The 24,269-nt window shown below is 66.9% G+C and carries 21 protein-coding genes; 8 read left to right on the top strand and 13 right to left on the bottom strand.

The window, feature by feature from the left end; all coding sequences use genetic code 11:
• The first annotated feature begins 27 nt into the window (after positions 1-27).
• A complete protein-coding gene (locus ACNJ7K_RS07965) occupies positions 28-1,269 on the top strand; it encodes a serine hydrolase domain-containing protein (protein WP_016692593.1) in 1,242 nt (413 codons plus the stop codon).
• 35 nt (positions 1,270-1,304) lie between these two features.
• Here ACNJ7K_RS07965 and ACNJ7K_RS07960 read toward each other — a convergent pair whose 3' ends face one another.
• The 5 genes from ACNJ7K_RS07960 to ACNJ7K_RS07940 form a co-directional block, all read right to left on the bottom strand.
• Entirely contained in the window at positions 1,305-3,002 is a 1,698-nt protein-coding gene (locus ACNJ7K_RS07960; RefSeq protein WP_487041450.1) for an AMP-binding protein, read from the bottom strand.
• Complete coding sequence (locus tag ACNJ7K_RS07955) at positions 2,999-3,874, bottom strand: alpha/beta fold hydrolase (protein WP_159417247.1); 876 nt, start codon at positions 3,872-3,874, stop codon at positions 2,999-3,001. The genes ACNJ7K_RS07960 and ACNJ7K_RS07955 overlap by 4 nt, the downstream gene beginning before the upstream one ends.
• The gene (locus tag ACNJ7K_RS07950; protein WP_016692590.1) at positions 3,871-4,611 is read right to left on the bottom strand and encodes a hypothetical protein; all 741 of its coding nucleotides are present in this window, start codon (positions 4,609-4,611) and stop codon (positions 3,871-3,873) included. Before ACNJ7K_RS07950 ends, ACNJ7K_RS07955 begins: the two co-directional genes overlap by 4 nt.
• Positions 4,608-5,804, bottom strand: a complete 1,197-nt coding sequence (locus ACNJ7K_RS07945) for an acyl-CoA dehydrogenase family protein (RefSeq protein ID WP_016692589.1) — start codon at positions 5,802-5,804, stop codon at positions 4,608-4,610. Before ACNJ7K_RS07945 ends, ACNJ7K_RS07950 begins: the two co-directional genes overlap by 4 nt.
• An 86-nt stretch (positions 5,805-5,890) precedes the next feature.
• A complete protein-coding gene (locus tag ACNJ7K_RS07940) occupies positions 5,891-6,490 on the bottom strand; it encodes a TetR-type transcription factor C-terminal domain-containing protein (protein WP_016692588.1) in 600 nt (199 codons plus the stop codon).
• A 126-nt stretch (positions 6,491-6,616) separates the two neighbouring features.
• Here ACNJ7K_RS07940 and ACNJ7K_RS07935 point away from each other — a divergent pair, with 126 nt between their 5' ends.
• The 3 genes from ACNJ7K_RS07935 to ACNJ7K_RS07925 are packed head-to-tail and all read left to right on the top strand — an operon-like array spanning position 6,617 to position 9,098.
• Positions 6,617-7,114 carry a nuclear transport factor 2 family protein gene (locus ACNJ7K_RS07935; RefSeq protein ID WP_159417244.1) on the top strand — a complete coding sequence of 166 codons (498 nt, stop codon included), beginning with the start codon at positions 6,617-6,619 and terminating at the stop codon, positions 7,112-7,114.
• Positions 7,111-7,485 (top strand): DUF485 domain-containing protein, encoded by a 375-nt coding sequence (locus ACNJ7K_RS07930; RefSeq protein ID WP_016692585.1) that lies wholly within the window; start codon positions 7,111-7,113, stop codon positions 7,483-7,485. Before ACNJ7K_RS07935 ends, ACNJ7K_RS07930 begins: the two co-directional genes overlap by 4 nt.
• Positions 7,482-9,098 carry a solute symporter family protein gene (locus tag ACNJ7K_RS07925; RefSeq protein ID WP_016692584.1) on the top strand — a complete coding sequence of 539 codons (1,617 nt, stop codon included), beginning with the start codon at positions 7,482-7,484 and terminating at the stop codon, positions 9,096-9,098. Before ACNJ7K_RS07930 ends, ACNJ7K_RS07925 begins: the two co-directional genes overlap by 4 nt.
• A gap of 4 nt (positions 9,099-9,102) precedes the next feature.
• Here ACNJ7K_RS07925 and ACNJ7K_RS07920 read toward each other — a convergent pair whose 3' ends face one another.
• The 4 genes from ACNJ7K_RS07920 to ACNJ7K_RS07905 all read right to left on the bottom strand — a co-directional run bounded on the left by ACNJ7K_RS07920 (position 9,103) and on the right by ACNJ7K_RS07905 (position 12,757).
• On the bottom strand, positions 9,103-10,449 hold the full coding sequence (locus ACNJ7K_RS07920; RefSeq protein WP_487041449.1) for a phosphotransferase family protein: 1,347 nt from the start codon (positions 10,447-10,449) through the stop codon (positions 9,103-9,105).
• 88 nt (positions 10,450-10,537) lie between these two features.
• Complete coding sequence (locus tag ACNJ7K_RS07915) at positions 10,538-10,720, bottom strand: hypothetical protein (RefSeq protein WP_120280779.1); 183 nt, start codon at positions 10,718-10,720, stop codon at positions 10,538-10,540.
• Between the two features lie 42 nt (positions 10,721-10,762).
• Positions 10,763-12,208, bottom strand: a complete 1,446-nt coding sequence (locus ACNJ7K_RS07910) for a carotenoid oxygenase family protein (RefSeq protein ID WP_487041448.1) — start codon at positions 12,206-12,208, stop codon at positions 10,763-10,765.
• A gap of 69 nt (positions 12,209-12,277) precedes the next feature.
• Positions 12,278-12,757 carry a TspO/MBR family protein gene (locus tag ACNJ7K_RS07905; protein WP_120280781.1) on the bottom strand — a complete coding sequence of 160 codons (480 nt, stop codon included), beginning with the start codon at positions 12,755-12,757 and terminating at the stop codon, positions 12,278-12,280.
• Between the two features lie 98 nt (positions 12,758-12,855).
• Here ACNJ7K_RS07905 and ACNJ7K_RS07900 point away from each other — a divergent pair, with 98 nt between their 5' ends.
• The gene (locus ACNJ7K_RS07900; protein WP_487041447.1) at positions 12,856-13,854 is read left to right on the top strand and encodes an MBL fold metallo-hydrolase; all 999 of its coding nucleotides are present in this window, start codon (positions 12,856-12,858) and stop codon (positions 13,852-13,854) included.
• A 7-nt stretch (positions 13,855-13,861) separates the two neighbouring features.
• Here ACNJ7K_RS07900 and ACNJ7K_RS07895 read toward each other — a convergent pair whose 3' ends face one another.
• Positions 13,862-16,231 carry an FdhF/YdeP family oxidoreductase gene (locus ACNJ7K_RS07895; protein WP_120283774.1) on the bottom strand — a complete coding sequence of 790 codons (2,370 nt, stop codon included), beginning with the start codon at positions 16,229-16,231 and terminating at the stop codon, positions 13,862-13,864.
• A 113-nt stretch (positions 16,232-16,344) separates the two neighbouring features.
• Between ACNJ7K_RS07895 and ACNJ7K_RS07890 the strand changes: the two genes are divergently transcribed.
• From ACNJ7K_RS07890 to ACNJ7K_RS07880, 3 genes are all read left to right on the top strand, one after another.
• Complete coding sequence (locus tag ACNJ7K_RS07890) at positions 16,345-17,916, top strand: FMN-binding glutamate synthase family protein (RefSeq protein ID WP_120280783.1); 1,572 nt, start codon at positions 16,345-16,347, stop codon at positions 17,914-17,916.
• Between the two features lie 454 nt (positions 17,917-18,370).
• A complete protein-coding gene (locus tag ACNJ7K_RS07885; RefSeq protein WP_159417238.1) occupies positions 18,371-18,568 on the top strand; it encodes a hypothetical protein in 198 nt (65 codons plus the stop codon).
• Entirely contained in the window at positions 18,565-18,786 is a 222-nt protein-coding gene (locus tag ACNJ7K_RS07880; RefSeq protein ID WP_487041446.1) for a hypothetical protein, read from the top strand. The genes ACNJ7K_RS07885 and ACNJ7K_RS07880 overlap by 4 nt, the downstream gene beginning before the upstream one ends.
• 1,087 nt (positions 18,787-19,873) lie before the next feature.
• On the opposite strand, the gene ACNJ7K_RS07875 is transcribed toward ACNJ7K_RS07880, so the two are convergent.
• From ACNJ7K_RS07875 to ACNJ7K_RS07865, 3 genes are read right to left on the bottom strand one after another with little or no spacing between them, the layout of a single operon-like run.
• A complete protein-coding gene (locus ACNJ7K_RS07875; RefSeq protein WP_159417237.1) occupies positions 19,874-21,115 on the bottom strand; it encodes a pyridoxal phosphate-dependent aminotransferase in 1,242 nt (413 codons plus the stop codon).
• Positions 21,116-21,155: 40 nt separating this feature from the next.
• Positions 21,156-22,781: an FAD-dependent oxidoreductase gene (locus tag ACNJ7K_RS07870; RefSeq protein WP_159417236.1), complete on the bottom strand. Its 1,626-nt coding sequence runs from the start codon at positions 22,779-22,781 to the stop codon at positions 21,156-21,158.
• Entirely contained in the window at positions 22,766-24,256 is a 1,491-nt protein-coding gene (locus tag ACNJ7K_RS07865; RefSeq protein ID WP_159417235.1) for an FAD-dependent oxidoreductase, read from the bottom strand. Before ACNJ7K_RS07865 ends, ACNJ7K_RS07870 begins: the two co-directional genes overlap by 16 nt.
• Between the last annotated feature and the right edge of the window lie 13 nt (positions 24,257-24,269).

The following is a 24,269-nucleotide window of genomic DNA, read 5'->3' as shown; positions in this document are numbered from 1 at the left end:
CCTGCGCGGAGCTGTCACACTTTCGGCATGCTGATCGGACGAAAGGCTCCGGCGCTGATCTGTGCCGTCGGAATCCTGTGCGCCTGTTCGCCATCGGGTGACGATCCGACCGCCCAGGCACAGCCGACGAACAGCGCCGGGACCGACGCGATCGTGCAGATCGTCGACGAAGCCATGGCCGACCGGCACCTGCGCGCCGTCCTCGTGCGGGTCTCGCAAGGCGGCGAGGAGATCGTCACCCGTGCCTTCGGAGAGTCGATGACGGGTGTTCCGGCGACCACCGACATGCACTTCCGCAACGGTGCCGTCGCCATCTCGTACGTCGCGACCGTGCTGCTGCAACTCGTCGACGAGGGCGTGGTGGGTCTCGACGACAGGGTGTCGCAGTGGCTGCCCGATCTCGCGCACGCCGACCGCGTCACCCTCGGTCAGCTGGCGCAGATGACGTCGGGTTATCCGGATTACGTGCTCGGCAACGACGAGTTCGCCGACGCGAGCTACGCGGATCCGTTCCGCGCGTGGACCCCGGACGAACTCCTCGCGTACGCGACGTCGAAACCGTTGCTCTACGAGCCCGGCACCAACTGGAACTACGCCCACACCAACTACGTGATCCTGGGCTCGGCGCTCGAGGAGATCACCGGCCGGCCGATGGACGAACTCGTTCGGGAACGAGTGCTCGAACCCCTGGGGCTGGACGGCACCGCGGCCTCGCAGACGGCCGCGATGCCCGACCCGGTACTGCACGCCTTCTCCTCCGAACGGCGCGAGTTCCTGGGTGTTCCCGCGGGCACCCCCTTCTACGAAGAGAGCACCTTCTGGAACCCGTCGTGGACCATCACCTCCGGAGCCGTGCAGACCAGCACCATCTTCGACCTGCACGACACCGCCGTGGCGATCGGCACCGGTGAACTGCTGTCGGAAGAGTCGTATGCGGCCATGGTCTCGACCGATCTGCGCGGTCGCACCCATGCGCAGCCCGACTGTTCGACCTGCTTCGAGCAGTCGGAGGCGTACACCTACGGGCTCGGTGTGGTGATCACCGGGGACTGGCTGATGCAGAACCCGATGTTCGGTGGTTACTCCGCCGTCGAGGCGTATCTGCCCGAGCAGGAGGTGGCGATCGCACTCGCCGTGACCTACGAACCGGAGGCCTTCGACGACACCGGCGGATACGTGAACGAGGCAGACGCCCTGTTCCGCAGGATCGCGGCGGAGGTCGCCCCCGATCACGCACCGCCGACGCACGAGCGCCCGGCCGGCAACTGAGCCGGCCGGGCGCATCGGGTGCGTCGCGGGGTTGGTCAGGTGTTTCGGAAGTCGCGTTCGGAACCCGCCCACTCGCCGGCCCACTCGCGCAGTTCCACGGCGCGGATCTTCGATCCGTTGCCACCGACAGTGGTGGGCATCCGTTCGATGACGTGGATCGCCGTGGGCACCTTGAAGGCCGCGAGGGTCTCGCGGCACCAGGCCCGAAGGGTCCCCGAGGTCGTGTCCGCGGGTGCGTCGTCGGTGGGGACGACGAAACCGATCGCCTCGGTGTAGCCGCCGTCGCCGGTGATACCGACGACCTTGGCCGTGGCCACGCCGGGATGCTCCGCCAGACGAGTCTCGATCTCGGCGGGGTCGACGAGGAAGCCGCGCAGGCGCAGGACGTCGCCCATCCGGCAGATGTAGCGGAAGCCTCCGTCGCCGAGGGCGACGGCGAGGTCGCCGCTGCGGAACCAGCCGTCGGCCGTGAACGCGCGCGCGGCGGCGTCGGGGTTCCCGAGATAAGCGTCGACGACGTTCGGGCCGCGGAACTGCAGTTCACCCTGCTCACCGGCCGGGAGGACCCGATCGTCGTAGGGGTCGGCGACCCGCAGTTCGATCGCCGTGTCGACCGCGCGGCCACCACCGTTCCAACGCACCGATTCCGGATCGTCGGCATTCCACAGCATCGCGAGAGCGAACACCTCCGACGAACCGAACACACCGGAGGTGTGGGTGCCGAATTCGTCGCGCAGCCATCGGGCGATCTCGTGGGAGCGGCCGAGGAAGTCGGCGATACCGACCCAGCGCAGTGCCGACAGGTCGACGCGTTCGCCATCGTGCCAGGCGTCGTAGAGACGGCCGAACAGGTCGTCGGCGCCCACCGCGTGCGTGACCCCGACCTCCCGCATCCGGCGCAGGACCGCGCCCGGATCGAAGACCGTCTCCATGAGCAGCGCTCCCCCACCGGCGAGCGCGGCCATCGCGGTACTGAAACCGAAGACGCCCGAAACGGGGAGCACGCACAGCGCCACGTCGCCCTCGACGATCTTCATGATCGCGGCATCGGCGCGTCCGTGACGGACGACCGCGTTGCCGCGGTGCGCGGCGAGTTTGGGCACACCGGTGGAACCGGACGTCGTGAACGCCACTGCGATCCGGTCCTCGGGATCGTCGTCGATTCCCGCCGGGGTGAGTGTCGCGGTGTCGGGTGTCCCGGGTGCACTCGCGCCACGCGTGTCGCCGCTGCCGGCCGTCCACGCGCCGCCGCCGAGGTCGAAGTCGGCCGGGGACGCCGACGCGTTCGCCGGTCCGGGCACCACCGCGACCACCGGGGTGGCCACGTCGGGGACGGACGCCGCAGCCTCGGTGAGCCGGCCGAACAGGTCGAGTCCGTGGAAGGCGGCCGGCACGGCCACGACGGCAGGTCGCGCGGCAGTGAGGATGTGCGCGACCTCGCGGGTGTTGTAGCGGGTGTTGACACCGATGACGTGGGCGCCGAGCGCGGAGGCCGCGAACTGCCACACGAGTGCGTCGGACCAGTTCGGCAACATCACCGCGATGCACTGGCCGGCGCGCAGGCCGATTCCGTCGAGTTCACTGCGCACGGCCTCGACCCGGTCGCGGAACTCTTCGCGGCTGCGGGCCACCGCCACGTCGTCGACGATGTCGTAGGCGATCGGGGCGTCCGCATTCGCGGCGACGAGGCCGTCGAGCAGTGCGGGCAGGGTGTCGGTGCGGGTGGTGGTCACAGCGCTGCCTCCTCGGGAACAGCGACCCGGCGCAGCTCACCGATCCAGGTGTCGGCGAGCGCGGCGAAGTCGTCGATCTCCTCCATCGGATAGTGCCCGATGCCGGCCAATGCCGTGAAGCGGGCGCGTCCGGGAAGTGCGTCGTTGATGGTCTCTGCGGCCCGGGCCACGGCGTCGGGGTCGATCCACGGGTCGTCGACGCCGGCGACGAGGTGGATCGGTGCGGTCAGGCGGTCGAGGCGGTCGCGCACGTCGTGGGTTCCCCAGCCGATCAGATCGGACGACGAGATCTCCGGGTCCTCCCGCTTGTGCATGAGCGCGATCGTGTGCGCCTTCGCCTCCGGAACCGAGCGCCCCACGGATGCAAGGGTTCCCAGATAGGTGCGCTCGGAGCGCGACGGTCCGGCGACGTCCTCGAGTTCACGGCGCAGACCGGCGACGTTGACGCGGCCCGGGCCGGGTTCGGCTTCCATCGCGACGGCCCCGGACAGCGGACGGTCCGGGCGGGTCGCGAGTTCGAGGGTGAGCTTGCCCCCGATCGAGCAGCCCATGACGAACGGCCGGTCGATCCCGAGCGCGTCGAGCACCTCGCACAACCAGTCGCCGTAGGTGATCAGGCTTGTGACGGGGCCCCCGGGTGCGGGTTCGGAACGTCCGTGGCCGGGCAGGTCGGGGACGATCACCCGGTAGCCGCGGTCGGCGAGATCGCGGGCCACGTGGCGCCACTGCACGCCGCTCTGGCCGGCGGTGTGGATGCACAGGACGGTGGGCAGGTCGGTCGCGTCGAGCGCGTTGCCGGATCGTGCGTCGGGAGTGACGATCTCGACGAAGCCGAGCGCTCCGCCGATCTCCAGGTAGCGGGCCTCGATCATGAGCGGGCCTTTCGGGCGAGGGCACGGGCGTGCCCGATGATCGTGTTGAGCGGCTTGGTCAGTCGCAGGTACTCGTATCCGTCTCCGGTGGAGGAGAATTCGCCGCGGATGGCGCGGCGCATGAAGTCGTTCTCCTCGGACAGGACGAGATCGGCCCAGGCGTGGTCGGGTGCGACGAAGGTGAACGTCGCGCCGTGCGGGGTGCGCCGGGTGACGTCGACGATGCGCCCCTTGTAGATGCGCAGGTGCAGTTCGGTCTCGCCGCTGCGCAATCCGATGGTGCCGTCCCAGGTGGACAGCGACGAAGTGAATTCCCGGTCTTCCGAGAGGCTCTCGGCGAGCAGCGCTCCCCAGGCCGGTGCGCAGAAGTCCAGTTCGGGAACCGCCGGCTGTTCGTCGTCGAAGGTCCATGTCTCGGTGCCGGATTCACGCACCGCGCCGGCCCGGTCCACGAGCCGGATGTAGCGGCGCGCGGTCCGTCCGGATACGCGGGTGATCACGGTGTCCGCCGACACGACGTCCGAGACGGAGACCGGATCGTGTGCGTTCCAGTCGAATCCGGTCGGGACGCCACCGGGAACGGGCGAGACGAGCGAGGCGACGGCCAGGGCACCGAGGACGGGTGAGTTCGGCGGTGCCACCGCACCGGAGCCGGTCAGGACATCGGCCACGGTGCGGGGTTCCGAGGAGGTGCGGTCCCCGACGGTGAGCGGGCGGGTGACGGTGTGTGCGCTCATGCCTGCTCGGGCCTTCCCAGGAGTTCGTCGGAGATGATGCGCATCTGGATCTCGCTGGTGCCTTCGAAGATCTTCGTCAGACGCGCGTCGCGCCAATGGCGTTCGACCTGGAAGTCGGTGGTGTAGCCGGCGCCGCCGTGGATCTGCACGGCCTCGCTGGTGACCTGCTCGGCCATCTCGGTGGCAACGAGCTTGCACATCGACGCCTCGAGCGAGCACCGCCGGCCGGTGTCGATGTCGGTGGCGACCGAGTACATCAGCTGACGTGCAGCCTCGATGTCGGCGGCCATCTTCGCGATCTTGAACCTCAGATGCTGGAAATCACCGATGGGACGGCCGAACTGACGGCGGGTGTGCACGTACTCGATCGAATCCTCGAGTGCGGCGCGGGCGAGACCGATGGCGCGGGCGGCGGTATGGGCGCGCCCCACCTCGAGACCGGAGACGGCGAGATAGAAGCCCTTGCCCTCCTCGCCGAGCATCTTGTCGGCCGGGATGCGGAAGTTGTCGAAAGACAACTCCCAGGTGCTCCACCCGAAGTAGCCGATCTTGCGGACCTTGGTGCCCGAGATGCCCTCGGGGAAGACGCCGCGTTCCTTCTCGACGAGGAAGGCGCTGATCCCGCGGTGTGGCTTGGCCGGGTCCTTGTTCGGATCGGTGCGGGCGAAGAGCACGAGGTAATCGGCCTCGTCGGCATAGGTGCACCACATCTTGGTGCCGTTGACGACCCACTCGTCGCCGTCACGCACGGCACGGCACGAGATGTTCGCGACGTCGGATCCGGCCTCGGCCTCGGACAGGGCGTACGCGCCGAGGTATTCACCGCGGGCGACCTTGGGCAGCAGTGCCGCCTCCTGTTCGGGGGTGAAGCCGCCGCCCATGCCGTTGCCGCGGGCGAGCAGACCCGACACGCTCATCCATGCCCGCGACAGTTCCTCGGCCACGAGGCAGTACTCGAAGACGCCGAGCCCGAGGCCGCCGTGTTCCTCGGGGATCATGATCCCGAAGAAGCCGGTCTCGGCCATCTCCTTCTTGAGGGAGTCGGGGATGGTGCCCTGGACCGGGTCGAGTTCGTTGGCGACGGGCAGCACCTTCGTCATCGCGAAGTCGCGGGCGAGGTCACGGATCGCGAGGCGTTCCTCGGTGAGATAGCGCGGGGAATCGGTGCGCGGCTGCGAGGGGCGGTGGGTCATGGGAGGTGCACTCCTTCGATGGACCGGAGTAGGTCATTAACGCTTGTTCACCCAGTACAGCACGGCACCCATGACCCGTCAACGGTTCAGCGCGAATATCCGACCAGATTGAGCGCGTATCCAGCGAAATCATCGGCGACCTCCTGCGCCGAGAGGGGGCCGCTCTCCCGGAACCAGAGGGGGATGCCGGCGCACATCGTGAGCACCGCCGTGACCCCCTGATGCACCCGCTTGATCGTGAAAATCGCCTGCGCTACACCGTCTTCCGCGATGTCGACGAAGAGTTGCTCCTGCGCGTCGCGCGAGCCCACCACGCGCTTGCGGTCGAGCGGACCGAGATAACGCAGTTCAGAATTCGCCACCAGACACGCCCGCGGATTCCGCGCGGTGTACAGAGCGTGGGCTGCGACCGCCGCGCGCCACCGTTCGGCCGGATCGTCACCGACCTTGCGCAGGGCGTTGCGGGTCGCCGTGAACTGCTCGTCGCTCGCACGGCGGAGAATTTCCACGAGCAGTTCCGACTTGTTCTCGAAGTGGTTGTAGACGTTGGCAGCGCTGCAACCTGCGGCGTTGGCGATATTGCGCATCGTCGCCCCGTGGAATCCGCACTCGTAGAACTCGTCGAGCGCGGTCTCGAGAATCCGTTCCCGAATGGACGAGGACGCACCGTTCGACCGGCTGTTCATCCCTGCACAGTAGGCACACATCGCACGGACCAGCAAGAACCCTCCCGTTGACGACGATGCGCACCGTTGTTATGGTCCACATCACATGAACGGTTGTTAATAACCACGCACAACGGAGGATCTGCTGTGTCCAGTCCCCACCCCGAGTCGTCCCTGCTCGACCGCATCACCCGCCTCGAAGACCTCGAAGCGATCCGGAAGCTCGACGCGCAGTACTGCCGCCATCTCGACGACGGCAACTGGGACGCGCTCATGGAGCTGTTCACCGACGACGGCGAGTTCGACGGCCTGTCCCACCCGCGAGGAAAGGAGGAGATGCGCACCTTCTTCGCGGGACTCGCCGACGGCGGCCTGACCTCCTTCTGGCACTTCATCACGAACCTCGAGATCGACCTCGACGGTGACCGTGCCACGGTGCGCTCGTTCCTGTGGCAGCCGTGCGTCACCGACGGTGCACCCGCGATCGCCGCCGGTCGCTACAACGACCAGGTCGTCAAGATCGACGGCCGTTGGCTCTACAAGGTCAAGCAAGTGCGCTTCCACTTCTTCGGCCCGCTCGAGGCCGGCTGGGACGAGAACCTCTTCGCGCTCGACAGCGCCCGCGGTGCGGCGGTACGGGCATGACCGACACCGCGCACGGCACCGTTCCTGCATCCTCGACGGACGAATTCGTCTGGACGCGGATGCTCCACCTTCCCGAGATCGCGGAACTGCGTCGCCGACGTGCCCGGGTGACCAACACGCTCGGCGGCGTCACCGTCGTGCTGTTCACGTCCTTCCTCGTCGCCTTCATCGGGTTCCCCGACCGATTGGGAACCACCGTCGTCCTCGGCATCCCGCTGTCGCTGTGGGTGGTGTTCTCCCAGTTCGTCGGAACCTGGGTGCTGGTCTGGGCGTACTTCCGCCTCTCCCGCACCTACATCGGCCCCGCCGTCGACGACGCCGTCGCAGCCGTCGAACGGAACCGTCCCGCATCCGAGGAGGTCGCATCATGACCGGTGACGCCGATTATCTCGCCATCGCGATCTGCAGCGCCGTCATCTCACTGACCCTGTGGGTGACCTTCGCTGCCTCCCGCCGCGCGAAGAGCGCCGACGGATTCTTCGCCGCGGGCCGCTCGATCTCGAGCTGGCAGAACGGATTCGCCATCGCAGGTGAATTCATCTCCGCCGGCAGCTTCCTCGGCACCACCGGCCTGATCTTCTCCAAGGGTGTCGACGGCACCGTCATCCTGTTCACGTCCGTCATCTCGTTCCTGCCGGTGCTGTTCCTCCTCGCGGAGAAGATGCGCAATCTCGGCAAGTACACCCTCGCCGACGTTCTCGTCTTCCGAACCGACTCGCGGAACGTGCGGGTCGCGGTCGCGCTGAGCACGATCGCCACCGGCACCTTCGTGCTGCTCGCCCAGCTCGTCGCCGCGGGTGTGCTCCTCGAATCCGTCTCGGGCATCCCGTTCTGGCTGTCGGTGGTGGTCGCCGGATCGCTCATGGGCATCTACGTCTTCGTGGGCGGCATGCTCGCCACCACCTGGGTGCAGGTCATCAAGTCGACGATCCTGTCGGTGCTCGCGATCATCGTGTGCTTCGGCATCCTGGCGCAGTTCGGGTTCGCATTCCCGAAGGTCCTCGACGCCGCGACCGACAACGCCGTCGCGGGCGACGCGATCCTGTCGCCCGGGTTGATCTTCGGCCAGACCAGCGCGATCAACCTCGTCTCCTACGCGCTCGCGTTCGCCCTGGGCACTGCCGGGATGGCACACATCCTCATCCGGTTCTTCACCGTCCCCGAGGCCACGACGGCCCGTCGCTCGCTCGGCTGGACCGTCGCGCTGTGCAGCCTGTTCTACCTGATCGTCATCGTGATGGGCTTCGGCGCCGCGGCCGTGCTCGGACCGAACGGCACCGACCTCGTCGGGCCCGGTGGCAACCTCGCGGCACCCGTGCTCGTCACCGAACTCGGTGGCGGCGCCGGCACGGTCGGTGGTTCCATCGCGCTCGCACTCGTCGCCGCGGTCGCCTTCGCGTCCATCGTCGCAGTGGTCGCCGGTGTCGTGATCTCCGCTGCCGGTACCTTCGCCCGCGATGTGTGGCCGGCGGTCACGCGGAAGGAACCGATCGAGAATCTCGACGCGGACGAGCAGGCTCGGGAGGACCAGGCCCAGGCCCGCATCGCGCGGTACGGAGCCGTATCCTTCAGCGTCCTCGCCATCGGTCTGGCCATGCTCATCGGTGACGACACGAACATCACCTTCTTCATGGGCATGGCGTTCATGGTGGCCGGCAGCGCGCATCTGCCCGCCCTCGTGCTGAGCCTGAACTGGCGACGGTTCAATGCCACAGGCGCGGTCTGGGGTGTGCTCACCGGTCTCGTCTCGACCGTCGTGAGCCTGATGTTCACCGAGGCCCTGTGGATGGGCAGCGGGCCCGCTCCCCTGACCATCCAGCTCCCGGTGATCGTCACCATGCCGCTCGGTATCGCGGCGTGTGTGATCGGGTCGATCGTCGGCGAGAAGCGTCGGGGACGAGGCCGCCTCGAGGACGAGAAGTTCGCGGAGATGCTCGTGCGTGCCGAGACCGGCATCGGCGCGGAGGTCGCCGCCACGCACTGATCCGTCAGCGATATTTCGGGTTCGCGACCTTCAGCCGGTTCGCGGCCAACCCCCTGATCACCTCGGCGACCTGCGGGTCGTCGAGGTGATCTCGTCCTGCACGCACACCGAGGGCGAGTTCGGCTTCGGAGCGGTAGCCGAGCCCGGCGAGTCGCACCCGGTAGGTTTCCCGCACCCCAGGGGCGAGGGTGGCCTCCCGCGCGGCGATGCCGAGGACGTGCGCCGCCACCCGGCTGCGGTAACGGGTCTTCGCGTCGGCGCCCGCCCCGACTTCCAGGACGAACTCGCGGACCGCCTCGAGCAACTCCTCGACGGGCGGCGCCCCGAGGAAGGGTGGAGTGGCGGGAGGAGTCTCCGTCTCCTCGTGGGGAGCGACGCCGAGCAGGTCCAGCAGGTTGTGTTCGCACTCGGCGACGCGCCGTCCGATGGCGAGCAGTTCGAGGGTGTTGTCTCCTCCCGTCGCCGCTGCGGCGGCCTGCATCCGGCAGATCACCGCCCACCGCAGCGAGCCGTAGACCTCCCACCAGTGGACGACCTCGGGGTCGGGACTCTCCCCCGATTCGTCGGCGTACCCGCGGAACAGGTCGTCGCGGGAGCCGAACCCGCCGACCGGGTGCGGCGAGCCGAAACGCCACGTCCGGGTGCACAGCCACCCGAGGTCCTCCATCGGGTCCCCGACGTGCGCCAGTTCCCAGTCGAGCACCCCACGCACGCCCTCTGCGTCGACGAGGAGGTTCCCGTTGCGGAAGTCGCCGTGTACGAACGCTTTCCCGGTCGCCGGTGGACGGTTGCGGGTGAGCCACGCGAACGCGGCCTCGAGCGCCGGCACGGGTTCGCCGTTGGTGAGGTACTCGTCGAAGAGGGAGGTCAGCGGGTCGTGTTCCGGCAGGTTCGGTACGGCCTCGATGTCCATGCGGTGGATCCGAGCGAGGATGCGTCCGAGTTCGTAGGGCAGTGCGGCGCGGACCTCGGCCAGATTCTCGTCGCGCAACAACTTCTGTGGGAGTGCTTCGCCGGGCACCTTCGACATCACGAGGTAGGCGCCGATCCCGGGGTGCGGTTCGTCGCCGCTGCGGTCGATCACGTCGGGCACGGGCACGCCGACGCGGGCGGCCTCGTCGAAGGACGCCGCTTCCATGGTGATCCTGCGCGCGTCCTCGCGTCCCGGCGGGTCGCGGCGCAGGATCAACTCCCGGGTGTCGCCGGTGGCCGACACCGCGGTGATCGCCCACGTCTCGCGGCTCGCACCACCGGTGAGCCGTTCGATGCGCCGCAGTGTCCAACTTCCGTCGAGTACCGACGAAAGACGCTTCGTCAGTTCGTTTTTCAATTCACCGCTGACGCCACCCACCGCGACCTCCCCTGTTCGGTTTCCTGCGGTGGATACTCCCACGGTGATCGGCGGTGTGCGAGCACTTCCACCGCGACGTCGCGGAGTGTCAGGCCGCGAACCCCACCGCCCCGATGACCGGGATGATCGTCATGAAGACGATAGCGATGACGAAGAGCGTGATGGTGATCTTCTTGTCCCAGCGCGATCGCGTGCCCGTCGCGGCGAGCATGAAGAAGACGAACCCCACGCAGATCGATCCGATACCGATGACGACGGGTGTTTCCAACATGCCTTCCATCATCACCCATGCCGGTTCCGTCGTTCCGCCGGTCTACCGCCGATGACCGGGCTCCGGCCGGAAGGCACCGTGGAAGGTCATCGGCACGTGGTGCTGCAGGTTCACCGCCGCGACCGGCCCGTCGCCCGGTCGATCGGCGCGCAGGACGACGAGTCTGCTGGTCCTGCGCGCGGGCCGGTGCTCGAGTGTCAGCAACCAGCCGTCGCCCTCGGCGTCGCCGCCCGGCGCGAAGAGCGGTTCGCAGACGGTGTCGCCGGCGGCGGCCGTGTATCGGCTCACGGCTCCGGCGCGATGATCGATCGTGGTGACCGAGTCGGGATCGCCTCCCGGGACCGATGCCGACGCCGTGTAGCTGTAGCGATGCTCGGTGGTAGCGAACCGCTGGTCGAGCTGGGGGAACTCACATCCGTGATCGTCGAGTTCGATGGTGGTGACGCGGCGGGTCCGCCGGTCGACGGACAGCCGGGTGAGGGTGCCCCCGAAGGCCGGCCCGGCGGACTCGCGATAGTTGCGCAGGTGCCTGTTCCACCCTCCCCAGCCATCGGCGGGATCGTGTGCGACGAGTTCGACGACAGTGCGGTCCCCGTCTTCATGGGCATTGGTGACGTGGAAATGGAACAGCGCATCGTGTTCGACGGTGGTCGGCCTGCCGCCGTCGCGCGGGACCAGGACGATGGTGGTGCCGAGTTCCGGTCGATAGGACAACGCATCGTCGAAGGGACGCAGACCCAGGGCGACCGGGATCGGATTCCGGACCACCAACGGCCCGAGCACGAACACCAGGTGCCGTTCGGTCAACGCGAAGTCGTGGACGAATCCGAGTTTCGGGATCGGGACGGTCGCGAGTCCGTGGAGGCGACGGCCGCGATCGAGTCGATAGCAGCGGATCATCGGTCGCGGGAAGAAGTCGAGCCCGAAGTTGAACACCTCGCCCGTCGCGGGGTCGGTCTTCGGATGCGCAGAGAACGCTCCGAGCCGTTTCAACGCGCCACCGAAGGATTCGGGTCCGTAGGTCTGCAGGGTCTCGGCGTCGAGCCGGTGCGGTCGTCCCCCTTCCCAGAGGGCGTAGAGCACGTCGTCGTGCAACAACACACTCGTGTTCGCGAGATTCTCAGGGAACCTCAGCGCGTTGGCGAGCGACCCGCCGATCCTCTGTGTACTGAATCCTTTTGCCGGACGACGTGTCTCGTTCGTCCTCGCGAAGCTCTTCGTCCGCACGTACCGATTCCGGTAGTGGACCCCCTCCGGCCCGATGTCGATGCGGGAGACCATGCCGTCACCGTCGAAGATATGACTCAGGGGATGACCGTCGACGTCGAGACGGCCGGGCCCGATCCGGTAGAGCGCGCCCCGCAGGCCCTCGGGGATCGCGCCCTCGACGTCGTCCAGGTCGTAGTCGAACTCCCGGTGCTGGGAGTCCCACGGTGACGCCCCGAGTTCCTGCGCTTGTTGTTCCGACGCCCCCGTTGCAACGGTCATATACCGACGGTCGCACAGATGAGACACATTGGGAAGAACTGTCTCATTACCGTCCGCGACATCGGCGGATCAGCGATTGAGCTGTGTGATCCGCCCGGTCAGCAGCGTGGCGAACGCCGTCCACGCCGAGTACGGAGCCAGCGCAGCCCCCGCAGTCGGATTCGCCTCGGCCGTCCGGCGCGTCAGATCCGCGGTACTCGCGGCGAGCAGTGCGGCCACCACGGTGGCCGGCATCAACCGATGCCACTTGAAGAACACCCACGACCACGACGCGTTGAGCACGAGATTCGTGGCCAGAGCCGCGATGTAGTTGCGACGACCCACATAGTCGTCGGCATCGGTGTACTCGTCGATCGCGACGGCCGAGGTGACAGCGATATCGGCATACAGCGCCGTCCAGACGATCGGGAACGCCGCGGCCGGAGGCTGGAAACCGGGCTTGCGCAACTTGCGGTACCACCGGGAGTTCGTGTCCTGGGAGGCGATCGACCCGACGATCGCGGTGGTCGTGGTGGCAGCGGCGGTCGCGAGGACGGTACTGAGTCTCATGTCTGTCGGCTCCTGTAGAAGACGGTTGATCGTCGGCTACCCGAGCCGAAGGCGCACGAAACGGACACCTCGGTAGGGTGGCGGGCCGGGAGGTCGACATGAGTGGATTGCAGCAGGTCGGCGACGGGGTCTGGGCGTTCGTGCGCACACCCGGCGGCTGGGGTGAAGCCAATACCGGGTTGGTCGTCGCGCCGGGAACGGCGTCGTTGGTCGTCGACACCGCATGGGACGTCGCATGGGCTCAGCGCATCGCCGAGGCGCAGGCACCGCTGGTCGCGGATGCTCCGATCACCGACGCGGTGAACACCCACAGCGACGGCGACCACTGGTGGGGCAACGACACGCTGCCGCCCGACACGCGGATCACCACCAGCGCCGCCGCACTGGACGGGATGCGCGAGGATCTTCCACCGCGCGCCCTCACCGTGCTGGCCGGCACGGGCTCCCTGATCCGGCGCGTCCCCGGTCCCATCGGTGCGGCCGGTGCCTATATGGCGCGGGTGCGCGGCGGTGCCCGATTCCCGCGCCGCACCCCGCGGATGCCCGACACGACCTTCGCGACCGCCACCTCACTGGACATCGGCGGTCGCACGATCGAACTCGAGCAACTCGGACCGTGCCACACGGCCGGCGACCTCGTCGTCCGCGTGGCCGACGCCGGGGTCGTCTTCACCGGCGACCTGCTGTTCATCGGGTCGACACCGATCCTGTGGCACGGCCCGCTCGACAACTGGCTGTCGGCGCTCGATCGGCTGCTCGACTGGGACGCCGTGGTGTACGTACCCGGCCACGGACCGACCTGCGGCGCGACGGAGATCCGAGCACTGCACGACTACTGGCTGTGGCTGGGCGACGCCGCCCGCGACCATCACCGGGCCGGACTCACCCCGCTCGAGACAGCACGGAAACTCGTGCGCACGAGAGACTTCGATGCGTGGCGCCAGTGGGAGTCGCCGGAACGCATCGCGCTGAGCCTGAGCACGCTGTTCGACCAGTGGAACGGCAACCCACCGGCACCACCCACCGTCACACGTCGCGCCGCAGCCTTCATCACGGCCGAAACACTGCTGCGTGAAGGAGCATTCGAGACGTCCTGACCGTCGATCAGGACAGGTGCTTCGGCTCCGGGGTCGTCTTGTGCGACCAGTCCGACCCCACGGGCGCGGTTCCGAGCGCGTCCGGGCACTCGTCGCGTCCAGCGGGTGCCAGGGAGATCACGATCGACTTGTAGGTGGGGCAGTTGCTCTTCAGCGCAGTCGAATCGAGCGGGACGAGAGGGTTGGTCTCCGGGTAGTAGGCGGCAGCGCTGCCCCGTGGCAGGTCGTATTCGACGATCCGGAACCTCTTGGCGCAACGGTCACGGTCGTCGCCGTCCCATCGTGTGAACAGGTCGACGAAGTCTCCGTCGTCGAAACCCAGTGCGGCGATGTCGTCCCGGTGCATGAACACCACACGGCGGCCGCCCGCGATCCCGCGATAGCGGTCGCTGAGGCCGTAGATGGTGGTGTTGAACTGGTCGTGGCTGCGCATCGTCTGCAGCAGAAGATGACCCGGCGGTACCTGAACCACCTCCACCGGCGAAACCGCGAATTCCGCCTTGCCCGAATCGGTATCGAAGGACCTGGTATCTCGGGGAGGGTGCGGCAGGATGAATCCTCCCGGACGCCGGACGTTGACCTCGTAGCCTTCACAACCCGGGACGACGCGGGAGATGCGCGATCGGATGTTCGCGTAGTCGTCGCGCATCGCCTTCCAGTCGATCCCGTAGCGGTCACCGATCGTGGCCTCGGCGATGCCCGTGATGATCGCGACCTCCGAACGCACCTGTTCGCTGGGCGGTTTCAACGGCCCTCGGGAGGCGTGGACCGCGCACGTCGTGTCCTCGACCGACACGAACTGCGGTCCGGATGCCTGGACGTCCTTGTCGGTGCGCCCGAGCGTCGGAAGAATCAATGCCGTTCTACCGCAGACCAGATGGGAACGGTTGGGTTTCGTCGAGATGTGCACCGTCATGTCGATTCCGGCTATCGCCTCGGCGGTGACGCCTGTGTCCGGCGCCGCCTGCACGAAGTTGCCACCGAGGCCGAGGAAGAACCGCACCTTGCCGTCGCGCATCGCCTTGATCGAATCGACGGTGTCGTAACCGTTCTCGCGAGGCGGATCGAAACCGAACTCCTCCTCGATCGCGTCGAGGAAGCTCTGCGGCGCGCGTTCCCAGATCCCCATCGTGCGGTCGCCCTGGACGTTCGAATGTCCGCGCACAGGCATGAGCCCGGCACCGCGCTTGCCGATGTTACCCTGCGCGAACGCGAGATTGCAGATCTCCTTGATGGTCGCGACGGCGTTGCGGTGCTGGGTGATACCCATGGCCCAGCAGAAGACCGTTGCCTGCGAGCGTCGCAGCATCTGAGCGGCTTCGGTGATCTGCTGTCGCGACAGGCCGGTCGCGGCGACCACCTCGTCCCAGTCGATGTCCCGGACATGTTCGACCCATTCTTCGAATCCCTGGGTGTACTGCTGCACGAAGTCGTGGTCGAGCGCGTCCCATTCGACGAGCAGCGACCCGAACGCCTGCAGCAGCGCGAGGTCCCCGTTGACCTTGATCGACAGATGCAGGTCGGACAGATCCGTTCCCCGCCCGAGCACGCCGCGCGGCGTCTGCGGGTTACGGAAGTTGACCAGGCCCGCCTCGCGCAGCGGGTTGATCGTCAGGATCTTCGCGCCGTTCTGCTTGGCCTCTTCCAGTGCGGTGAGCATGCGCGGATGGTTGGTGCCGGGGTTCTGCCCCTGCAGGATGATCAGCTCGGCGTTGTGCACGTCGTCGAGCGTCACGCTGGCCTTGCCGATGCCGATCGATTCCTGCAGCGCGATGCTCGTGGACTCGTGGCACATGTTGGAGCAATCGGGCAGGTTGTTGGTCCCGAACGCCCGCGCGAACAGCTGGTACACGAAAGCGGCCTCGTTCGATGCACGCCCGGAGGTGTAGAAGGTGGCCTGATCGGGACTGTCCAGCGACTTCAGCTGCTCGCCGATGAGGGAAAAGGCCTCCTCCCATTCGATCGGGGTGTAGTGCGTGGCACCGGGCCTCTTGACCATCGGGTGCGTAATGCGGCCCTGCTTGCCGAGCCACAGTTCACTGTGGGAAGCGAGCTCGGCGATGCTGTACCGCGCGAAGAACTCGGGGTCGGCGCGTCGCTTGGTGCCCTCCTCGGCGACGGCCTTGGCACCGTTCTCGCAGAACTCGGCGATCTTGCGATGCCCGGGGTCCGGGTCGGGCCACGCACAGCTCGGGCAGTCGAACCCTTCGGCCTGGTTCAGCTCGAGCAGCGTCTCGGCCGAACGCACCAGTCCCATCTGTTCGAGGGATCGCTTCATCGCCACGGCGACGCCGGTGACGCCGGCGGCAGCCTTCTTGCGGTCTCCGACCTCGAGGTCGGCCTCGTCGTAGTCGGTCTGCAGGTCGCTCTTCTGCATTCGCTCACCTCTCACCGAGCACAGTTCTGCGCGGCGGGTACCCGTGATGCCCACTCGGCCAAACCCGGATCGGTTCCCGCTCCGAGACCACTGATCGGACGTACCCTCGGAGAATGGGATGGTCGAAAACGCTCGGTATCCCGGCCGCTGCGGCGGCCGCCGTCGGTGCCTACGATCTTGTGCAGAAACGACATTCGCTGCTGCGGAACTTTCCGATTCTCGGGCATGCGCGCTACGTCCTCGAGTCGCTGGGACCCGAACTGCGGCAGTACATCACGACGAACAACGACGAGGAACGTCCGTTCAATCGCGACCAGCGCAGATGGATCTACGCGTCGTCGAAGAACGTCACGAACACCTTCGGTTTCGGCAGCGACAACGACATCGAGTACACCGACGGGTACACGATCATCAAGCACCGCACCTTCTCGGACCTGCCGCCGTCGGCCGCTCCTCACGGTGGTGAGAAGGTCTCCATTCCGTCCGCGAAGGTCCTCGGCGCCGCGCGCGGGCGTGCCCGTGCCTTCCGTCCCGGATCGTTCGTCAACATCTCCGCGATGAGCTTCGGCTCGCTGTCCGGTGCCGCCGTGGAGGCACTCAACCGAGGTGCCGGCGCGGCCGGGTGCCTGCAGAACACCGGCGAAGGTGGTTTGACGAACTACCACCGCAACGGCGGAGAATTGATCTTCCAGATCGGCACCGGCTACTTCGGGTGCCGCGACGAGGACGGCCACTTCGACCTCGCACGGCTGAAGCGGGTCGTCGAATCGGCACCCATCCGTGCTCTGGAGATCAAACTCAGCCAGGGCGCCAAGCCCGGACTGGGCGGACTACTCCCCGGAGCCAAGGTCACGCCGGAGATCGCCGAGGTCCGCGGAATCCCCGTCGGCAAGGATTGTGTGAGCCCCTCCCGGCACACGGAGTTCCACGACATCGACAGTCTGCTCGACTGGGTCGAACTACTCGCCGCCGAGACGGGCCTTCCCGTCGGGATCAAGTCCGCCGTCGGCGACACGACCTTCTGGGACGAACTCACTCGGCGGATGAGCGAGACCGATCGCGGCGTCGACTTCGTCACCATCGACGGCGGCGAAGGCGGAACCGGCGCAGCACCATTGGTGTTCGCCGATGCCGTCTCACTGCCGTTCCGCAGCGGATTCGCGCGGGTCTACGCGACGTTCGCCGAGGCCGGTCTGACCGACGACGTCACCTTCATCGGCGCCGGCAAACTCGGTCTGCCCGACAACGCGGTGGTCGCCATGGCACTCGGCTGCGACATGGTCAACGTCGCCCGTGAACCGATGTTCTCGATCGGATGCATCCAGGCACAGAAATGCCACACCGACCGCTGCCCCACCGGGGTCGCCACCCAGAACCGCTGGCTCACCCGAGGACTCGACGTCCCGTCGAAGGCCGACCGCGTCGCCGACTACATCGAAGCCCTACGGCGCGATGTGTTCAAGATCGCGCAGGCGACCGGGGTCGTGCATCCGGGCCTGATCACCGTCGACGACATCGAGATCGCCGACGGCAACCGGCACGCGGTCACCCTGCGCGAGATGTACGGCTATCGAGACGGATGGGGACTGCCGTCGCAGGCGGACCGGGAGGAGATCACGCGGCTGATGACCGCGGAAGCGGTGACGACGCCGGGTGGGACGGAGGCGTCGACGGCGACATCGTAATCACTTGTGGATCAAGCGATCGAAAGCACCCCGACGGATAAGATCTCGTTATATCAACTAGCAACTTCAAGCACGCGTATATCGACTTCTCAACAACCAATATGATGGACAATCGCGGTTATCCATGATTATCGCAATGGCGGAACTGCGCGAAGATGACCGTGTTCATCAGCGCCATCCTGTGACTTGAAGGACTCCACGTCGAGAGGCCGTCAAGCCCGCTGGGCACGTGCGAGTTGCTACCCCGCAGGAATCCTCTGGGGTCGGAGAACCCGGGTTCTGGACCACTGTGCGTGATGGTGTGACACTGCGACTCAGTGTAGGGATCCCGGCAATTCCGCCTGGCAGACTTCGACCATGGACCGGAACCGAGGCACCGGAATTCTGCACCCAACAAGGTATTTCGTTGTTGGTCAGTGGTGATGCGGAGGCCAATGTGTACGCCCCGTGAAGGTTGCCGACCCGGGCGCTGCTCTATACCGATCGGTTCGTCGACCTGAGCGCCGCCGGCTTCAGTCCCGCCACCGCGGCCGAGCACACCCTGGCCGTGCAGGTCCCGGCCGACCCGACGCTGTGGCGCACCGGCGGCGCCGACGCCGCCGAAGCGGCCGATCATGTGCTCGCCGTGGCCCAACAGAAGGCCGCCCCATGAGTGATGTGACCGAGGTGGAGATCCTCGCCGCGGCCGATGCCACCTTCCGCACCGCGCTGCTCGCCCGTGGCTATCGGTTGGTGACCGGCAACCACTACGAGGCGCCCTCCGGGGACGACACTCCCCTGTCGGTGGATCTCCTGGTTCCCGGCACCGGCGGTGGCCGACTCGAACGCATCAAGTACGCCGGGCGCGGCTTCGATGTCATCCCCGGTTGACTCTCGCGCTCGCCTCCGATCCGATGCAGGTGCGGGTGCGGGCACGCCTGACGACCGGCGAGACCGTGCGTTTCGGATCTCCCCCCTGAGCAGGGGTTGACCACCATGCAGGTCCTCGAACTCGCCCGCATCCCGAGACTCGATGCGCCCCGTGCACCTTTCTTCGGGAGCCAGTCGATCCTCCCGACATCGTGCGTGCTGTGCGTGCACGCACAGCACGCAGGGGGATGACTCGGTTCAGCATCCCGGAATCCGAATGATTTCTGCAGGTCACCCTGCTCCGTCCGCCACCGCTCGACCCCGGGAATACCTCGTCTTCGGGTCGTGGTGTGCTGAGCGGATCGGGGGCGTCTTCGTGTCCCCCGGGCTCAACCCAGTTGCCTTCACGGATTTCCGTTCGGCTGGAACCGTGCTGCACCTTTCGCCGAGAGGCGACCGAACCCACCCGATCCTTCTTCGTTTCCACCCGGCATCGACATCCCTGCGGCGGTACAGACCGCGGGCTTGCCACCCGACTGATGTCCCCGGATTGGGACGCAAGAGACGATCGCGATTCCGCACGCCGAGGGCGTGCATGATCGTTCCCGGGATCCTTGTGCCCGGAGCCAAAGGATCCGGGCACAAGGAGGGTGCCGCTCCGAGGGGTGAGCTGAACACCCTGAAACCTGCCACCTTCACCAGATGACAAGTCCGGTGCCGTAGCCCGAGGGGGAGTGAGCTACAGCGCGACCACACCTTGCGAGGGGATGAAAGTGTGGTCGTTTACCGAGCGTACAAAACCGGCAAATCCACCTGGTTCTTCACCCGAAGCCTTCACCCCGAAATTCCCTCCTCCGAATGTCACCGGGCCAAGAGCACGGTCGACAACACCGGTTGCCACAGCGAACCGGTGTCGGAGCCGGCCGACACATCGGCGTGACGGCGATCCGGGCGTACTCGACCGAACGTGCCGTGCGGGGCAACCAGTCCTGATGGGCTACCGACCACGTCTGGACTTGCGGCCGGGTCGGTGCGGGAAGCGGCTGACGGGACAACACTCCTCAGACCCGATACGGATCCCCACGGAGGGGAACCCCGATGTCTGAAGTCAAACCGTGTACTCGCCGGTCGTGAGGGAAGTGGTGATCGTTGATGGGGTGACGTACCCCGCTGCCGGCCGGTAGCGGCACACGGTCTCGATTCGGCGCAGCGCTTCGGCCAGAACATCGTAGGAGGCCGCGAAGGACAATCGAACGCGGCCCTCACCTCCCGGACCGAAGACCTCCCCCGGCGTTACAGCGACCTGAGCCTCCTCCAGCAGCCAGGAAGCCGTGTCGACACCGGTTCCCACGCCGAGCTCTTCGACGGAAGGAAATGCGTAGAATGCCCCTTCCGGCAGGGCGCATCGAATTCCGGGAATCCTGTTGAGACCGTGCACTACAAGGTTGCGGCGCCGTTCGTATTCACGAGTCATGTCAGTGACGGCTTCTTCTGTTTCGGTAAGGGCAGCCAGCCCTCCACGCTGAACGAAGGAACTTGCACACGACACGGTGTGTTGGTGAACTTTCAGCAGTTGCTGTATGGCGAAAGAGGGTCCGGCGACATACCCGAGTCTCCACCCGGTCATGGCGTACCCCTTGGAGAATCCGTTCACAGTGAATGTGCGGGCTCCCGCCTTCGGATGCGCTGCGAGACTGCGGTGACGGTAGCCGGAGTAGATGACTTTCTCGTAGATCTCGTCGGAGATGATGAAGAGGTCGTGTCTTTCGGCGAATTCGGCGATCGTCTCGACTTCTCGGACAGTCAACACGTTCCCGGTCGGGTTGTTCGGCGTGTTCACCAGGATTGCCCGAGTTCGGGAGTTGACCGCCGCCTCCAGCGCTCCCTGGGTCACGCGGAAGGCACCGTCGCGCGCTTCCAACGGGACCTTCGCAATCGAGCCGCCGGCCAAGGACACCATGGACTCGTAGCTCACCCACCCCGGTGTCATGATCATCAGTTCGTCTCCAGGATCGAGAACGGTCATGATCGCAGCGAACAGAGCGTGTTTCGCGGAGGGGGTCACACAGATTCCGAACTCGGGATCGACGATCACCCCGTTGTCGGTGCGCAGTTTGTCGGCGATCGCGGCCCTGAGTTCGGGTACACCGCTGCTCGACGTGTAGTGGGTGAATCCGTCGCGCAGAGCTCGGACAGCTTCATCGACCACCGCCGCGGGAGTGTCGAAATCCGGCTCTCCCCCAGTGAGATCGATGATGTCGGTGCCGGACGCACGCATAGTGCGGATCCTGTCTGCCAACTCGACGGTCGATGACGACGCCAGTGCAGCAACCCTGTGCGCAACACGCATTTCAGATCCGTTCCCTTCCTCGGACGTCACGACTTCGCTCTCAGGCACCCCAACGTCTCGATGCTGCCGCGGCACTTCGGCCGGCAAGAAATCCGAAGGTCATTGCTACAGCGATCGGAGAACCACCGGACGGGTAGAGGTGTCCGAAGACACCGGCTGCCACGGTTCCTGCAGCGAACAGTCCCGGAATCGGGACACCCTCGTGTCGAAGTACTTCGCCACACGAGCTGATTCGAGGACCACCGGTGGTGGTGAGTGTTCCTGGATGAAGGCGGAGCGCGTAGTAGGGCGCCGTATCGACCGGGGCCAGGGCGCGCCGGCCGAACGTCGGGTCCATCCCGTGCTTCGCGAAGTCGTTGTACTCCGCGACCGTTGCCGTCAAGGCTGTGGCGTCGACGCCGATCCGCTGCGCGAGTGCGTCGAGATCGCTCGAAGGGTGCAGCCAGTCCGGGTCGGGCCCACCGGGGGCCGCGGACAGCACCGCGATCCGGGAACGGGCAGTGGAATCGAAGATCAGCCACGAGGCACCGAGATTGGGGAGCCCGGGCCCTCGCGTGTCGTGATTGCCGAAGACCTTCGGAAAGTCGTTGTAGCGGGTGTGTTCGTTCACGAACCGCTCACCGCGAGTATCGACGATCAGCGAGGCCGCATGGGTGCGGATCGGCAGGCCCGCCTGGGCAACCGGTTCGCCCGCCTCGGTCAGCGCCGGGTCGTATGCGACGACCGTGCCGAAATACGACCGCATGTTCGCCACCGACGCGCCGGCCTCGAGCACCATTTTCAGTCCGTCGCCGGTGTTGGTGGATGCACTGACGGGCACGACGTCGTATCCGATGAAGCCGCGCACCGATTCGGAATCCCACTCGAAACCGCCGCTGGCCAGGACGACAGCCTGCCGCGCACCGAGGTCGACGCCGCAGGATCGCACGCCGACCACGTCGTCCCCCGCGATGATCAATCCGTCGACAGGGCTGGAGGCGCGGACGACCACCCCGCGATCCAGAAGTCCCCGCAGCAGTCGTGCCACCAGTGCGACGCCCTTGACGCGCACGTCGGCGGCCGTGCGCCGCGCGATCTCCGCGGCCAGTTCGTCGGGGTCCTGCCGAGTGCGTTCCTCGGCGTGAGTCGTTCTCTCCCCCAGGATGTTCAGGGTGGACCGCACCGGTAGAGCATCGGCATGGTCGGGCAGCTCGTCCCGAACGGGAAACGGCAGTGCCTCGACCGCGCGGCCACCCGACGTTCGTCCCGGTATCTCCTCGAGGTGCAGGTAGTAGTCGGGAAAGCCCGGGATCGCCGCCATCTTCAGTGGCGTGTGCTGCTCCAGATAGTCCAGCATCTGCGGTGCCGTATCGACGAAGACGTCGATCAGTTCCGGGTCCGGCACGTCGTCACCGGCCAGGGCCTTGATGTAGGCGAGGGCATCGGCCCGGGAGTCGGTACCGCCCAATTCGCCGACGTGACCGTTGGCCGGGATCCACGCCGCTCCTCCCGACAGCGCGGTGGTTCCCCCCAAACGGGCACTCTTCTCGAGCAGCAGCACGGAGGCGCCTCCGTCGGCGGCCATGGTGGCCGCGACCAGACCCGCCGCACCACTTCCTACGACGACGACGTCGAACACCTCCTGCCACGGATGGGTCGCGGCATCGTCGATCAGTCGGTTGCGCACGAGACGGTCTCCTTCGCCGAAATCCGTGGTTGCGCAAGGGCGGCGGATGCCCCGGCGCGTCGTCCGAAGAAGGTGCAGTCGCCCAGCGATGCACCACTGACATATCCGGTGGCCGGGATACCCGACGTGATGCGACCGGCCGCGTAGAGCCCGGGCACGGGCGCACCGTCGTGGTCGAGCACCGTCCCGTCCGGGGTGGTCTTCAATCCGCCGAGCGTGAAGGTGCGGAATCGTCCGCTCGCGTCGATCGCCGCGAACGGTGATCGCAGGGGCGCGAGCCAACGCGGCGACTTTCCGAAGCGTTCGTCGTGCCCGGTTTCGGCGGCGCGGTTGTAGGCGGCCACGGTGTCGGCGAGGGCGCCGGCCGGCAGACCTGTTTCCTCGGCGAGTTCCTCGATGGTTTCGGCGACGAATCCGGGTTGGACAGGACCGCGGAATTCCTCTGCGGCGTCGAAGATCTCCTCGTCGAGGATCAACCACACCCGTCCGTCCTGACGGAACAGTCCGTGCTGTCCGACGCGGCCGAGATAGGCGTCCTCGTTGATGAAGCGCTGCCCCGAAGCGTTGACGAGTACGCCCGGTTTGACCAGAGCCGGCGGTACCGAGAACGCGGCTTCACCAGCGTCCATGCGCACCGTCGCCGCGCCCACTGCCATGGCCGCGCGGAGAACCGATCCGTCGTTGTCCTCCACGCCCAGCTTGTCGGTGCCGACCAGCGCGGGCGCGTGATCGGCGAGCAACCGTTCGTCGTAGATGAACCCACCGGCGGTGAGAACGACCCCGCGACGGGCCGCCAGCAACAGGTCCTTACCGAACCGGCGGGCGAGGACCCCCACCACCGCTCCGTCGTCGTCGACGACGAGCCGTCGCACCCGGGTGTTGTTGCTCTGCTCGACACCGAGTTCGGTGGCGCGACGCGCGAGCACCTCCATCAACAGGAAGCCTCCGGCGCTGCCGTGCCGCGACGCCGACGGCGCAGCAGGGCAGTGACCGCGAGGTGCCGGTTTCGCGAGGCCGGCGAAGGGCGCGGCGTCCTCGCCTCCGGAGAACATCAGGCCGTCGTCGTTCCACGGTTCGGCAGTGGGAGCCGACCAGAAGGACGGCTTGAACGGCACACCGCAGTCGACGAGCCAGTCGTAGTGCGCCACACTGCCTTCGCAGTAGATCCGCACCTTCTCCTCGTCGGCGTGCGGCCCGCAGGCCGCCATGAGGAAACGGGCCATCTCCTCGGGCGAGTCCTCGAATCCGCAGGCCTGTTGCAGGGCTGTGCCACCGCCGAGATAGATCAGGCCGCCGGACATCGCCGAGGTGCCGCCGGGTTCACCGGCGGCTTCCAGGGCGAGAACCTCGGCCCCCGAGACGCGGGCCTCGATCGCAGCCGAGACACCGGCGGCACCGCATCCGACGACGATGACGTCGACCTGCCGGTCCCACTCGGTGATCTCGGATGCCTTCAGAGCTGCGAAGTCGTTCACCGGACTCCTCGTG

The organism is Rhodococcus shunpengi (assembly GCF_048381395.1).
Taxonomy (GTDB): Bacteria; Actinomycetota; Actinomycetes; order Mycobacteriales; family Mycobacteriaceae; genus Rhodococcus.
Note: the sequence above shows the minus strand (reverse complement) of the source record. Positions and strands in the feature narration are given on the sequence as shown.